Origin of the sequence: Dolichospermum sp. LEGE 00246 (genome assembly GCF_015207865.1) — a bacterium.
In the GTDB taxonomy this organism is placed as follows: Bacteria; Cyanobacteriota; Cyanobacteriia; order Cyanobacteriales; family Nostocaceae; genus Dolichospermum; species Dolichospermum heterosporum.
On the sequence record NZ_JADEWA010000086.1, the window covers coordinates 1 to 14,917 of the forward strand.

At 37.9% G+C, this 14,917-nt stretch carries 13 protein-coding genes; 8 read left to right on the plus strand and 5 right to left on the minus strand.

Annotation, left to right across the window (positions count from 1 at the left end):
- Nucleotides 1–37 precede the first annotated feature (37 nt).
- From IQ228_RS08720 to IQ228_RS08730, 3 genes are all read right to left on the minus strand, one after another.
- Nucleotides 38–241 (minus strand): hypothetical protein, encoded by a 204-nt coding sequence (locus tag IQ228_RS08720; protein WP_027403642.1) that lies wholly within the window; start codon nt 239–241, stop codon nt 38–40.
- Nucleotides 242–360: 119 nt separating this feature from the next.
- Entirely contained in the window at nt 361–3,564 is a 3,204-nt protein-coding gene (locus IQ228_RS08725; protein ID WP_193962662.1) for a PAS domain S-box protein, read from the minus strand.
- 45 nt (nt 3,565–3,609) lie between these two features.
- Nucleotides 3,610–3,855: a hypothetical protein gene (locus IQ228_RS08730; RefSeq protein ID WP_193962663.1), complete on the minus strand. Its 246-nt coding sequence runs from the start codon at nt 3,853–3,855 to the stop codon at nt 3,610–3,612.
- 253 nt (nt 3,856–4,108) lie between these two features.
- Between IQ228_RS08730 and IQ228_RS08735 the strand changes: the two genes are divergently transcribed.
- Nucleotides 4,109–6,634 carry a substrate-binding domain-containing protein gene (locus tag IQ228_RS08735; RefSeq protein WP_193962664.1) on the plus strand — a complete coding sequence of 842 codons (2,526 nt, stop codon included), beginning with the start codon at nt 4,109–4,111 and terminating at the stop codon, nt 6,632–6,634.
- Nucleotides 6,635–6,918: 284 nt separating this feature from the next.
- On the opposite strand, the gene IQ228_RS27090 is transcribed toward IQ228_RS08735, so the two are convergent.
- A complete protein-coding gene (locus IQ228_RS27090) occupies nt 6,919–7,050 on the minus strand; it encodes a hypothetical protein (protein ID WP_255549955.1) in 132 nt (43 codons plus the stop codon).
- Between the two features lie 140 nt (nt 7,051–7,190).
- Here IQ228_RS27090 and IQ228_RS08740 point away from each other — a divergent pair, with 140 nt between their 5' ends.
- The 3 genes from IQ228_RS08740 to IQ228_RS26525 are packed head-to-tail and all read left to right on the plus strand — an operon-like array spanning nt 7,191 to nt 7,932.
- Nucleotides 7,191–7,439 (plus strand): UPF0175 family protein, encoded by a 249-nt coding sequence (locus tag IQ228_RS08740; protein WP_027403645.1) that lies wholly within the window; start codon nt 7,191–7,193, stop codon nt 7,437–7,439.
- Nucleotides 7,436–7,762 carry a hypothetical protein gene (locus IQ228_RS08745; protein WP_228043765.1) on the plus strand — a complete coding sequence of 109 codons (327 nt, stop codon included), beginning with the start codon at nt 7,436–7,438 and terminating at the stop codon, nt 7,760–7,762. The genes IQ228_RS08740 and IQ228_RS08745 overlap by 4 nt, the downstream gene beginning before the upstream one ends.
- A 59-nt stretch (nt 7,763–7,821) precedes the next feature.
- The gene (locus IQ228_RS26525; RefSeq protein ID WP_236630630.1) at nt 7,822–7,932 is read left to right on the plus strand and encodes a DUF3368 domain-containing protein; all 111 of its coding nucleotides are present in this window, start codon (nt 7,822–7,824) and stop codon (nt 7,930–7,932) included.
- Nucleotides 7,933–8,106: 174 nt separating this feature from the next.
- On the opposite strand, the gene IQ228_RS08750 is transcribed toward IQ228_RS26525, so the two are convergent.
- Complete coding sequence (locus IQ228_RS08750) at nt 8,107–8,703, minus strand: hypothetical protein (RefSeq protein ID WP_027403646.1); 597 nt, start codon at nt 8,701–8,703, stop codon at nt 8,107–8,109.
- Between the two features lie 570 nt (nt 8,704–9,273).
- On the opposite strand from IQ228_RS08750, the gene IQ228_RS08755 reads away from it, so the two are divergent.
- The 4 genes from IQ228_RS08755 to IQ228_RS08770 all read left to right on the plus strand — a co-directional run bounded on the left by IQ228_RS08755 (nt 9,274) and on the right by IQ228_RS08770 (nt 14,451).
- Nucleotides 9,274–9,897 (plus strand): hypothetical protein, encoded by a 624-nt coding sequence (locus tag IQ228_RS08755; protein ID WP_027403647.1) that lies wholly within the window; start codon nt 9,274–9,276, stop codon nt 9,895–9,897.
- 511 nt (nt 9,898–10,408) lie between these two features.
- On the plus strand, nt 10,409–11,470 hold the full coding sequence (locus IQ228_RS08760; RefSeq protein ID WP_027403648.1) for a tetratricopeptide repeat protein: 1,062 nt from the start codon (nt 10,409–10,411) through the stop codon (nt 11,468–11,470).
- A gap of 273 nt (nt 11,471–11,743) precedes the next feature.
- Complete coding sequence (locus IQ228_RS08765; RefSeq protein ID WP_193962665.1) at nt 11,744–13,213, plus strand: efflux RND transporter periplasmic adaptor subunit; 1,470 nt, start codon at nt 11,744–11,746, stop codon at nt 13,211–13,213.
- Between the two features lie 20 nt (nt 13,214–13,233).
- Nucleotides 13,234–14,451 carry an ABC transporter permease gene (locus tag IQ228_RS08770; protein ID WP_193962666.1) on the plus strand — a complete coding sequence of 406 codons (1,218 nt, stop codon included), beginning with the start codon at nt 13,234–13,236 and terminating at the stop codon, nt 14,449–14,451.
- Nucleotides 14,452–14,917 lie beyond the last annotated feature (466 nt).

The window sequence follows — 14,917 nt, forward strand, 5'->3', positions numbered from 1 at the left end:
CCCCCAACTCCCCCAACTCCCCCCACTCCCTCACCTATTACTCAACTTCAGCGAGCGCTTCTAAATGAAAGGCCACATTTTTTAGTGCCATTTCAATTTCGTTACTATAAGAAAGACTTCTCCACCTTGGTGTTGTGGCATAGTCTAAGGCATTTGTATCCAAGTATTCTGCAAAAATTACCAGTTTTTCGGGGTCTGTTGGGGCTGTTGCCAACTTTGCTAAAAATTCTTGAGGTGTCATAGATTTGCCAGGAAAGAATAAAAGTCTCATGAATCGGTCAATTCTATGAGCATAAGTGCTACGATTCCCAAAAATCTGTTCAAAATACTCAAATATTGGTAATTGATAATTGGGTAATTTTATTCTTCTTTCTTCTTTCTTCCTTCTTCCTGACTCCTGACTCCTGACTCCTTGAGGACATAACTCAATGTTTCCAGTAATTCTTGATTAGTGTAGGGTTTTAATAAAATCGCAGGAACTTGATTTTCATTACTTGATTCCAGCATATTTTGGATATTGCGTCCACTACAAGCAATTATTTTGACTTGAGGATTGATTTTTTTCAAATTGGAGATAGCAGAACTTCCATCCATTTCTGGCATCATCATATCCATCAACACTGCTCTAATTTGCTGTTTGTACCGGGCATAAATAGCGATCGCCTCCATCCCATTTTTAGCAGTAATAGTTTGATAATTGTAACTTTCTAAAATATTTTTCGTAACTTCCAGCACTTGGGGTTCATCATCTACCACCAAAATTAACTCTCGTCGTCCTGGATACGTTTCCCGGTAATCCGGTTCTAAAGGGATAACTTCCTGATTTACCGATGGTAAAAATACTTTAAATTTACTACCTTTCCCCACTTCACTATCAACATTAATAAAACCTTTGTGACTTTTAATCGTTCCTAGTGATGTTGATAGTCCTAATCCTGTTCCTTTGCCAATATCCTTAGTAGTAAAAAATGGCTCAAATATTCTTTCTAATATTTCCGGTGGCATCCCCGTCCCCGTATCTTCCACGGTAATTACAATATAATTTCCCACACAAGCGTAATGATTTATGCGTCTAATCTCTTCACTAATATACAAATTTTCCGCAGAAATAGACAGATTGCCACCATTAGGCATAGCATGACCAGCATTAATCATCAAGTTAATTAATACCTGTTCCAGTTCATTCTTATCCCCAGATACCGTCCATAATTTTGGCGGGAGATCGGTTAAAAATCTGATAGATTGAGGAAAAGAAAATGTTTCCTTAGCCATCTGAATAGTATCCCTAATCAAATCACCAATCTGAATAATTGTATATTGAATCTCTACTCCCTTAGCAAAAGATAAAAGTTGTCTTACCAAAGCTGCCCCTTTTTTAGCATTATTTTCAATAGTTATTAGCATTGGCAAACAATTATCTTTATCTAAGGAAGATTTACTTCTAAGTAATTGAGCATATCCTAAAATCGGTGTTAAATGATTATTGATATTGTGAGCAATCCCACCTGCTAAAGTCCCAATACTTTCCATTCTTTTAGCATGAATTTCCATCTGTTGAGCGCGGGAAAACTGATCTTCTAGTCTTTTCCTTTCAGTAATATCAGTATCTACCGTGAGAATAGATTTAGGTTGTCCATCACCATCTAACATCAATGTCCAACGGCTTTGAACAATAATTAGTTGATTCGATTGTGTACGTTTGCGTAATTCACCTTGCCAACTGCCCAATCTCACTACAGTTTTCAGAGGAATGATCTCTTGCTCATGGGAAGTTGAATCATAAAAAATATCCTTGGGATTCTTGTCTAAAATCTCCTGACGTTTCCACCCATATATCTTCTCTGCACCCTGATTCCAAAAAAGAATTTGGGCTTGAAAATCACGGACAAAAATTGCATCATTTGCAATATCTAAAAGGGCAGCTTGTTCATAGAGTTGCTGTTCAGTTGCCTTCCGTTCAGAAATATCTCTAGTAGTACCAATCATCCGAATCGGTTCACCATTTTCATTACAGTAAACTTTTCCTCTAGAACTCAACCAATTTAGACTACCATCACTAGCAACGATTCGATACTCACAGACAAAATCAACTTTTTTCTCAATAGAAGCACTCACACATTTTTGAAACTGCTCACGGTCTTCAGGATAGATTAACTTGAGAAAGTCTTCACAATCAGGAGATAAAATATTAATAGGTAAACCATACATTAAACCCAAATTAACAGACCAGAGAGTTTTATTAATTTGGATATGCCAGTCCCAGATGCCAATTTTACCCGCTTCCAGCGCCAATGTAAGTCGGGCTTCACTTTCTTGTAAAGACTTTTGAATCTGTTCTCGTTCCACGATTTCCTGTTGCAATCGCTCATTAGCAATCACTAATTCTGCCGTGCGCTCTTTTACTCTGGTTTCCAAGACATCGCTATTTTGACGGAGGGCTGCTTCTAATTTTTTGCGTTCACGCAGTGCAGCTTGCTGTTCGCTAGTATCAGTTATTGACCACAATAACCCGGTTCTTTTACCTTCACTATCAGATATAGGATTTACTCTGACACTAGCAGAAAATAGCGAACCTTGGCGAGGCTGGAAATCTATTTCCCATTCCTGTAAATGCTGTATTTTTTTTAACTGGGCTACAAACTGAAAGCGGTGTTTTTCAACAACAAACACCAGTAATGGCTTGCCAATCAGATGATTTTGACCTACAGATAATAAGGATGCTGCTGCATAATTAGCTTGCTGAATTATACCTAAACTGTCAGTTACTAAATAACCATTAGGTGCAAATTCAAATAGATTTTGATAACGCTGTCGTTCTGCTTCAGTAATTTCACGGGAATAGATCAATTGTTCATTTTGTTGCCGCAGTTCTTCTTCTGCAATTTGCAGTTCTTCTAAAGTTTCCTGAAGTTGCAGATTAATTTCTACACTATCAGCAACCTCTTCTTTCACCCATTGTTGTAAATAATTATAAGTTTGCCAGCGAATTACTTCTAATTGTTGATTAATTGCTATGTGTTTTGTATGAGAATCTCCAAGATTTTCCTGTAATGCCTCAATCACACCCACTATTTTTTCTATATTTAAGCTTTGTAGTAAGTCTTTTTCATGGACAATACCAATTAAATTGTCTTCGTCATCTACTATAGGTAACTGTTGAATACCATGCTGCTGTAAAAGTGCCAACACGGTCAAAATATGCTCAGAATCTGATTCTTTGAGGGTAATTGGTGACTGATTCATCACATCCGCCATTTTCACTGCTGATAGGTTAGTATTTGAGGCAACTACCTTCAGTACATCATTAATCGTCAAAATTCCTTGTAATTTCTTGCCCTCTACTACCAAAACATAGTCTTTTGCTTCTGGTGTTAAATGACTAACTGCAACCTGATTCATCAATTTAATAGCATCCATTACATAACCATCATGACCAATAGTTACAGGAGAATAATCAATAATTTGATGTAAACTAGGTAAATCAATTAACTTTTCATTCAGTCCATCAACCAATGGGTTTAATGGTTTGGTCTGATCAATAGATAGTTCTGTAACTAATTTCATGTCAATGAAGTTATGGTAACAAGGGGTTAAATCTTGATCGTCTGATCAAATTGTATACTTCTTTTCGCTCGCAATGACTTCTCTTTGTTTGCAATGACTGAAGTGAGATGAAGTGATTGTCAGGGTTGCGATCGCTTCCCTTCGCTTGCAATGACTTCTCTTCGTTTGCAATGAATGAAGTGAGATGAAGTGATTGTCAGGGTTGCGATCGCTTCTCTTCGCTTGCAATGACTTCTCTTCGCTCGCAATTACTCCTAATTCCTGTTCTAATTTAATCACTTGTGTTATCACAGATAAAAATAACTCACGCTGTATAATTAACCCATCTTCTCAATCAATACCTTAACCATTTTCTGTAGGTTGGGTTAAGCTAAAGCGTAAACTAACGCATTTTTTAAGTTTTATGCTATGGCTGGGCAACGCTAAGGCGAATAACTTAACCTACAAATCAAGGCTTTTTCCAATTTGGACAAAGCATTACTCAATCAAATAATATTTTGATTATTGGCGAGTAGTTCATTTATATTAGCTAAATCAGAGATATATGTGGCAACAACAACAAAAAAATCGTGTAATTATCAAACTGGCCTTATTAATGGCTATAGTTACCAGTCCAATGGTAGCAAATTTCTTAATTTCCCTACCCATCCAAGCAGAATCCACAAGTGAGACTCCAGATTTTCCCCTACCAGAAAAAGTAGAAAATGGGACTGTAGTTAAAGTTGATAGTTCTCGTAACTCCCTGCTTGTCAACCAACGCTTAAAAGAAAACTTTGAAACCCAGTTTTCGGGAACTAAAGTAGAAATTGCCATCAATGGCAATGAAGATGCCGTAAAAGCAGTTTTAGATGGTAAAGCTGATGTAGCATCCCTTGGTCGCAAACTCACTCCAGAAGAAAAAGCACAAGGTCTAAAACAGGTGCTAGTGCGTCAAGAAAAAATTGCCATCATTGTTGGTATGAATAATCCCTTCTATGATGGCTTGACTACTGAGCAATTTGCCAAGATTTTTCGAGGAGAAATTACAGATTGGTCAGAATTGGGAAATGCTAAGGGTAAGATTAGATTTATAGATCGTCCCTTTGATAGTGATACTCGTAATTCCTTTAGTGAATATTCAGTATTTAAGTCTGGACAAGTATTGACAGGTACTAATGCGGTGCAGGTTGCGAAAGACGACACACCTAACATTGTTAAAGAATTAAGTAATGATGGCATTAGCTATGTGTTAGCAAGTCAAATTGCTAAGTTACCAGATGTGCGGGTACTAAAAGTACAAGATTTTTTGCCAGATAATTCTAAATATCCTTTTTTCCAGTCTTTTGTTTACGCTTATAAAGAAAATCCCAGTCCTAAAGTTAGAGATTTTCTAGGTTTTGTTTTAGCCAAGCCAGGAGAAGAGTCTATAAAAGCGGCTAAAGAAGCAGAAGCAATTGCTATTGCAGCCATATCCATACAAACTATGTCTCTGCCTGTGGCTAATATCTCTACCACGACCCCTTCAGAAATACCTACAGCCACAGTAACTCCTTCCGTTTCTCAAAGTCCATCTCTAGTAACACCAACGCCTGAAAAATTAGTTATACCCGAACCTCAAGACGCTGGAAAGGAAATACAGTTGATACACCTCTTTGATAATCCCTCCATGATTACCAAAAATATGAGGTTTTTATTACTAATGCCTTTATTACTAATTGCGGGATTCAGTAGCTTTTTGCCATTGTGGTTGAGAAGAAGAAAGCGAACTGCCAGCAGCAGTGCTTCGCTACCGATTGAAAAAGCGCAGGCATCCTCAAATCAAGAAAGTGATTCTCTTCCAGAGGCAATGTTTACTCTGTCAGATTCAGAAGCATTTGCATCAATATTAAATGGTAATGGTAATGGTGCAAATTACTACAAAGATAATGATAACCAGGAAATAACGTCAGTGAGTAATATAGCCACTATAGATGTACCACAGACAACTTATCCCAATAATCAAATTCAGGAAATGTCTGAAATTAATCTTGATCTCAACTATGATGAAGTGGCTTGGGAGACAGAAGACCCTGTTATTGTCGTTAATAGTTACTTTCCACAAATCCCGAATATTCACCACCAGCCAATTAATGCAGATATTTCCAGGAATGAAGTCAGTAATATTCCATTAGAAGCACCAGAAACGCCTGTAATTAAATCTAATCAAAAGATTACATCCTTATCAGAATTACTTGGTATTACCTCCACACCAGTTAAGTCAGATAAGAGCATAACAGAAGTTCTCAACCTAACCCAAGCACCTCAACCAGTCAGCCAATCACCACAAACTCAAGATTTATTATCTGATTTACCATTCGAGTTAGGGGAGGCTTTAAACGCCATTACTAGTGAAATTACCTTCAATACCCCGGAAATAGAAGAAGAGATATATCCTACTCCCTTGCCTCTTCCAGCTACAAATGAAGCTATAGCAATGGAATTAGATGCTGAGATAGAAGCTTGGACTAATATTAATCCCATCAATGCGACTGGAAATACTAGAATTATTTTCACACCCCGCACTCCCAAATGGGCTTACCTATCTTGGTATATTTCTGAAGATCATCAACAAGCATTACACAATCAAGGATTTACCATGTTGGCTATCCGGGTCTATGATGTTACCAATCTTGATCTGAGCTATCAGCGTCCTCAGTTCGATGCACAATACGAATGTGAAACCGCAATCAATGATCGTTATGTACCTATTTCCAAAGGTGAACGGGACTACATGACAGAAATCGGTTATGTGAATCGTGATAATCAGTGGTTGTGTTTAGCGCGTTCTGGAACAGTTCGTATTTTTAGTCGTCCCAGTACAGATTTCTGGGTTATCGTTGATACAGAATTGGTTCTTCATGGTGCTACAGAAGCAGGTGCAAATGTCACTATTGATGGTCAAAAAGTCAAGGTCAATCCTGATGGTACATTTAAGTTAACTGTCCCCTTTGTGGATAATTCAGTTGACTATCATATAACGGCTACTTCTGCTAATAGAGAATATAGGAAAACTATTGATCAGAAGTTTTTCCAAGAACAAAAAGAGGGTTAGAATGTAGGTTGGGTTGTGGAACGTGAACGTTCGCGGAGCAATGGCTTTGCGAAACCCAACAAAACCCTATAATTTATTACCTCTGCACACTCAGATTCTGGATACAGAAACTTTGTAAATCCCTTGTGTCCTGGTTGTCCCCCTCTCTTTTTCCCACTATTTTTCTTGATTGGTTTCTTTTCTGCATTGAGTGGGTCTCCACCCTGTTCCTTTGTCATAACGACAATTTTTAACGCCAACCTACTTGATATAACGCTGTGATAATTGCCGCATACTTTCAACATTTATGCAAAATGGCGTGCCACTGTGTAGCCATATTCATCTGAGTAAAAAGTGAGTCTTGCCACTACTCCCGTAATTGTTTCTTGGGGAACAATACTATTGCCAAAGCCCTGAAACCCTATTGATATCGTCAAGATTTTATTGGGTTTCAGACATATTTTAGAAAATTGGCAATAGTATTGGGGGAACAGAAGCATTAATTTGTTAGGAAGTCAGATTTTTAAAGTGGACATTGTTCGCTAAAATATAAATATAGAATTAAGAGATTTTGGTAATGTCATTAGTGATTGCAGATGAATTTTTAGACGCTTCCCAGTTAACCCCTACGGAATTTTTACAAGAGATTGCATTACATTTATTTGAGTCGGGGCGATTAACTTGTGATTATGCAGCTAAAATGGCACAAATGGAGTTAAATGCTTTTCGAGATTTACTGAAAGCACGTAAAATACCTTTGTATCATTATGATTTGGAGGATTTTGAGATTGATTTACAGAATTTACAGGAGTTGGGAAGATTGTGATCATTAGCGATACTTCTGTGATTACTAATTTAATTAGTACTGAACATATTTTTCTGTTGCAGGCACTTTATGAAAGGGTGATTATTCCTCAAGCAGTTTATGAAGAATTATCCAGGTGTCATCCTCTATTTTTAAGCGAAATACAAGCAGAAAAATCTCCTTTATTGGAGGTTAAGACTGTGAAAGATAAAAATAAAGTATATGAATTAAAACAACAAGCTAAGTTAGATAATGGGGAGTCAGAGGCTATTATTTTAGCATTGGAGTTAAAGACTGATTTATTGTTAATTGATGAACGCAGGGGAAGGGCTGAGAACGGTTAGGAATTAGAATTACGGGGTCATTGGGGGTTTTATTAGAAGGGAAAAAGAAGGGTTTTATTGTGGCTGTTAAGCCTTTGATGGATAAGTTGATTGAAAATTCTAATTTTTGGATTTCTCCGCTTTTATATGACAAGATTTTACTTTTAGGACAGGAAAAGGAAGGAAAATAATGCCATTTTTGGTGATTTAATGTTTCTCCTCTGCCTTTTTTTACTCAATATGTTTGTTTGTTTTTATTCTCACTTGAGTTTTTTCTCTCTGTAATTTCCTTCTGTGATAAGTTAAATTAACCCTAATTCATATTATTCAGGGTGCATTAGGAAAACCCAACACACCCATAATGACTAATTAGCAACTTCAGCCATTTCAATGACACGCCCTTCATAATCCTTAACTAAAAAATTCAAAGGCTTTTGGTTGCGAATTTTGAACTTTAAACCTCTGACTTCTACCCGCATTAAAATTAATTCTAGACAATCATGATCAAAGCAAACATGACGATGCTGATCTTTTTTGCCTAAACTTGCACCAGTGATAATATGTAATTGAGTATTTTTCTTGAGTTGATACCATAGTCCGTCACTACCATTATTCATGGTGTTATTAGACCAACTGGGACCAGCGGACATATACAGCGGGTCAATACCTGTTGCCCCAATGGTTTGCTCGTAGTTGTAATAATAGTGCAAAGGGACTTCCGCTACAGGTAAATCTAGCAACCCTGCATACAACTGTCGGGCAACTTCTAAATCCGATACCATGACAGTATAAACTTTAGGGGCGCTGCTGAGAAACATCCACATAGCACCAGCGTAAGCTGCCAATAGCATAATCATAATCCCCTGGGTGGAGAACAGGCTATCCAAGGGCAGGGAGGGCAAGAAAGAGCCGAAAGTGAGTGGACTCAGCAGGAACATTATGGAACTAGCTTCTATAACCATGAACAAACACAATCACAATAAAGGAGACGCTTTGAGTATTGTCAGTTAAGACTAACATTAAGTCTTTGTTTCTAGTTTATCAATAGTCTCGCGGTCTGACTTTGCAAACTAACTGACTTTCCAATACAATACTGCTCGGTTAAGCCTGAAAAGTCATTATAAGTAGTGAGACAGAATTAATTACACAATGTCATTGCATTAGCGCAGCGTGGCGTTAGCCATATGAAACGAAGTGAAATGAAGCAATTCCAAGGGTTGTGATTGCTTCCCTTCGCTCGCAATGACCGTAAATATTTTTGTCCAATTACTTATGGTAGGTTGGGTTGTTCGCTTTAGCGTTGCGGAGCAATCGGAACGTTCACGAAGTCTGGGGTATCCCGGCGAACTGCTTGCAGCAGCGCTTCGCTATCGCCTGAGGCATCAGCCATAACCCAACATGATCAAGGATTTGGTTGGGTTTCGCTCAACCCAACCTATATTTCCTGAACCAACAAGTATTGCTGTCTGATATTATTAATAATCGCATCACCATTCCCTAGTATATTTTAACAGTTATCTAGTTCAGAGATTGTGCAAATTCCCCACTTTCCCGAAGCTAATCACCCATTGGTGAAGTCGCTATTTCATCACAGTGATCAAGAACTACTGAGTCTATTTCAGCGATATCCAGATTATGGCAAGTATTTTACGGTGATTTTTTGCCGTTATAGTCCCATAGTTTACACCTTAATTCGGCATTCGGCGCGATCGCCTGTGCAAGCTGATTATTTATTTGCTCTCATCTGGCGAAATATCTATTATGAATTAGGAGGACTGGACTTAAACCAAGCAGCCACAGAAACGGAATCCTTAACCTTACAAAATTGGTTAATTAACATCACCGCATTCCATATTAACGAGATTAAGCTTCCACCCACAGAAGCCATTCATTATTCCCTCAAGGATACATCCCCACCATTATGGTGCTATGTAGAACAGGCATTAGATCAACTACCACCAATATCACGATTAATCGTCTTAATGGCGCAAACCTTCCACTGGAGTGAAACCAGAATTGCTGCGTATTTGCAAGCTGAAGGAGAACAAATTTCCCCTTCGGAAGTCGCAATTTCTCTCCAAGAAGGTTATGAGATGCTAGAAGATAAATTACCTGCTGATATTCGGGCTATTTACTTAGGTGAAGCTGGGATTTAATCCTAACTTTAGCTATAATAATCACAGTCGCCCATTTACGGTACAGAACCACAGCAAAAATCACTTTTGTTAGTTATCGGCTTGCTCAGATAAAAATTGTCTTATACCATTTACTTACAGCCAGAATTTCACGGTTAGATATTGTCAGTAACCCAGCCCTAAAGGGACTGGGCTTGCAAGAGTAATCAAGCAAGCCGTACTGACCATACCACCCTGAGTTTACTCTCATGGTAGCCGTTATTTGAGTCACGACACCCACCGAATGCGTAGCCAGTTCCCTGCTCTGTCGCTTGTGATTAAACAGTTCTAAGGTAACAGGAACAGTGTTGCAAGCTCAAGCAAGCTCTTATAACAGGTCAAGGCTAACATTACCCCAGAAATGGGAGTTGGTTTCCAGATTCCAATCAAAAATCTGGTTTCAATTTTAATATCCACAGCGGTTAAAACCGCTCGTGTCGTTTCCCTTTCAGGGAGCCAAGCCACGCTCGTTTCCCACTTACCGGGTATTCTTATGAAACAGCGGCATTTACTATCAGGAAATCCGATTAATATCAGCAATTTATCAAAATTGACTTTTTATATGGTAACACTCACCTGTTTATTGACTACCACAGGTGTAAAAGCAATTGATATTACCCAACAAATTCATCGTCCTTTAAATAATCCCGCTGGTAAATCATCACGAAATGTAGCTGATAAATTACTCAGACAAGGTAGACAGCAATTATCCCAGGGATTTCCCCAAAAAACCCTAAAATTATCCTTAGCAGCTTTGGAAATTTACCACTCATTAGGTGATTTAAAAGCCCAGGGTTTAACTTATGATTTATTAGCTAATACCTATCTGCAATTAAATGATATCAATAATGCTGAAGATGCCATTCGCCGACAGTTAGCGATCGCCCGTGATAATCAAGATTTTCAAAATCAAATTTTTGCCCTAAATAATCTAGCTACCTTATTTCTCCAAAAAGGCGAAAATATCGCCGCCCAAGAAACTCTTGAAGATGCTTTAGTAGTGGCTCGTAATATTATTAGCCCAGAAGGACAAGGACTATCTTTAAGTAATTTAAGCTTGGTTGCTTTCCGCATAGGTGATTATCATAAAGCCGTGAAAATTGGCGAATATGCCTTAACTTTTCGCCGCCAGATTGGTGATACTATTGGTGAAGCTAATACCCTAAATAATCTTGGTGATGCTTATTTAGCTATGGGCGATTATCAAAAGACTATTGGTAGTTATAGTTTGGCAATGCAGTTAGCTGAAAAAAGTTTTGAACGTCCCAATCAATTACGAGCAATTGATGGTTTAGTCACAGCCAATACTGCATTAGGTCGTTACGATTTAGCTTTGAAACTGTTAGACAATCGGGTTAAACTAACTGATTCTATTAACAATCCCGCAGAAGATCTAAAATATTTATTTGTCTCTGGAGAAATTTATGAGAAAATGGGCAACTTTACCAAAGCTAAGGATTTATATACACAAGCTATTTCCATAGCCCAGAAATTAGAAGATAGTAAACAAGAAAGTTTATTAGTCTATAAACTTAATGAATTAAAAAACCGTTAATAACAAAATACCAGATCCCCGACTTCTTTGAGAAGTCGGGGATCTAATGCGGAATGTGGGTTAAAATGCCCGAAACCAATACTGCATATTTGCTTGATCCTGTCAATACGTAAGTCCTAGAAAAATGTGTTAATATAGCCAGGACGGAGATAGAAAACTATACAAACTGAAAATTCACCCAATCAGATGATGAATTAAATAAATCAAATGATTATCATAAATTTTCAGCTATAAAAGATTCTTGCCAACTTCTATTCCTAACCATTTTTGATCATGACTTTTTACATTGAAATTCCCTTAATTGGCAAAAAAGTTAAATATCCATGGCGGTGGTTAATGGGTTTAATTGCCGGTGGTTTCTTAATTGTAGGAACAATAGCCACAATCAAAACCATTCAGCAAAGAAATAAACCCCTAGATATTAGTAAATTAACTGTTCCTGTAGAAGCAAAAAGCGTAACTGTCCGCATTACCGCTAGTGGCAAAGTTCAACCAGTTCAAAGTGTGAATATTAGTCCTAAAAGTCCAGGATTGTTAGCAGAGTTAAATGTTGAACAGGGAGATACTGTCAAACAAGGACAAATAGTTGCCCGCATGGATAATTCGGAAATTAAAATGCGAATTCTCCAATACAAAGCTAATTTAGACCAAGCAAAAGCACAATTAGCAGATAGCGAAGCCGGCAGTCGTCCCGAAGAAATTGCCCAAGGAAAAGCCCGTGTAGACCAAGCACAGGCACAATTGGCGATTATTCGAGATGGTAATCGGTTACAAGAAATTCAACAAGCACAGGCTCAAGTTGACTCGGCAAAAGCTTCTGTAGCACTGACCCAATCTAGAGTCAAACGTTATCAAGATTTAGCTAAAGATGGGGCTATTTCCCAAGACAGTTTAGAACAATATGTGAGTGAAAATAGTAAAGCTAAGGCTAATTTAGAAGAAGCACAACGCCGATTATCTTTACTAAAAGTGGGCAACCGCAACCAAGATATTCAAAAGCAAGCAGCAATAGTTAATCAAGAAAAAGAAGGATTACGAAAATTAAAAAATGGTAATCGTCCTCAAGAAATTACTAAACTAAAAGCAGCAGTAGCTAGTGCTGAGGCTCAGTTAAAACAACAGCAAGTTCAATTAGAAGATACAATTATTCGCGCTCCTTTTTCGGGAATTGTAACTCAACGATACGCGATAGTGGGGGCTTATGTGAGTCCGGCAATTTCCGCTTCAGATGATGCTTCGGCAACATCTACTTCCATAGTTGCTTTAGCTAAAGGTTTAGAAGTGCTGGCTAAAGTTCCTGAAGTGGATATTCCCCAAATTAAACGGGGACAAAAAGTGGAAATTGCCATTGATGCTTATCCTGATGAAGTTTTTCAGGGACGAGTCCGGTTGATTGCTCCCGAAGCGGTAGTTGAGCAAAATGTCACATCTTTTCAGGTGCGGGTGGCTATTGATAAGGCAGCAAATAAACTGCGTTCGGGAATGAATGTTAGTGAAGTAACATTTATTGGTAAGAATATCCAAAATGCGCTGTTAATACCTCAAGAGTTAATTGTTACTCAAAAGGGAAAAACTGGCGTGTGGTTATTGGGTGAAAAAAATAAACCCCAATTTAAGTTAGTCACAATTGGTGCAAATATTGATAACCAAATCCAGGTTTTAGAAGGCTTAAAAGCGGGCGATCGCATATTTATTGATCTACCTAAAACCAAGGGCAAAGGAAATAAAGAACCAGAAAAGTAAAATCATAATTAAATAAAAATATGGACATTTTAGAAAGTGTGAAAATGGCGACTACTACCTTATTAGCTAATAAGTTGCGAAGTAGTTTAACCATGTTAGGGATTATTATTGGTAATGCTTCGGTAATTGCCATGATTGGCATTGGAGAAGGCGCACAAACATTGGCAACTAAGCAATTTTCATCATTGGGGCCAAATACCTTATTTATTATCCCTGGGAGTCCAGGAAGCCGGGGAAGGGTGACAGCAATGCCCAGAACTTTAGTTTTACAAGATGCTCAGGCGATCGCTAAACAAGTGCGTGCAGTTAAAGAAGTTGCCCCAGAAATTAATAACAGAAGCACAATCACTTATAGAAATAAAAGTACAACTAGTACAGTGATCGGCACTACTCCTAATTATACAACAGTTCGTAGTTTTGAAATCAAAGAAGGCAGATTTTTTAATGACTTTGATCTTAAACGGAATAAAAGAGTAGCAGTATTAGCTCCAGATTTAGCCACTAAACTATTTGATAATCAAAATCCTGTTGGTCAAAAAATCCGCATTCAAAATACTACTTTTCAGGTAATTGGCTTAACAGTAGCTAAAGGTTCTTCCTTTGGCAATAATAGTGATGATGCAGTTTTTATTCCTATTAATACCATGTTTAGTCGGTTAGTAGGGAGAACATCCCCCTTTGGTATTAATGTTTCTTTAATTTCTGTATCTGCTCAAGATGAAAATAGCATCTCCGCCGCAGAATTCCAAATGACAAACTTACTCCGTCGTCGGCACAAAATTGTTCGTGAAGATGATTTTACCATTCAAACCCAAAAGAACCTTTTAGAAATCACGAATACAATTACCGGAGCATTGACAATCATGTTGGCTGCAATTGCTAGTATTTCCTTATTTGTGGGTGGGATTGGGATTATGAATATTATGTTAGTTTCTGTCACCGAACGTACCCAAGAAATTGGACTGCGGAAAGCTATTGGTGCAACTCAACAGGACATTCTTTTGCAATTCATGATTGAAGCCGTGATATTATCAGTAGCCGGTGGTGTAATCGGCATTGCTTTAGGCGGTGGTAGCATCATTTTAGTGGGAATATTTACCCCCCTACAGGCTACAATTTCACCAAGTGCAGTCATATTAGCCGCTAGTGTTTCTGGTGGAATTGGTTTATTTTTTGGTGTCGTTCCTGCTCGTCGTGCGGCTCAACTTGATCCAATGGTAGCACTGAGAACGGCTTGACACTCTCAGCCGCTAAAGCCACTGAGCTTTACACTTACCGGATATTCCTGTAAAGAATAATTTATTTTGTGGCTTACTCTAAGTACAAATTTAGGTTAGATTGCATAGTTAGGGGTTGCTGAAAAAATTGCAAAATTTAAACCTGCTGCTGATAGGAATTTAACTATTTTGCGTAATTCCCCACCCTCAATGTACTCATAGGGTGGGGATGTAAGCAAGTCAAAAATGAAACGTTCAAAAAATGTTTTTTACTGCAAGTAAAAGAATTTTGAGGACAGTTGAGTTTTTGACAAAATATTAAGTTGTCGGCGAATTTACAATGCTAGTATAGCATAAGTTAAGAAAGTGAATGAGAGGTAATTATCAATGGCGTTACGTAGAGCGACTTTCAGACTATATCCTAATAAGCAAGTCAATGAAATGTTGCACTACCACCGCAAACTTCATAAAGATTTGTACAATGCTG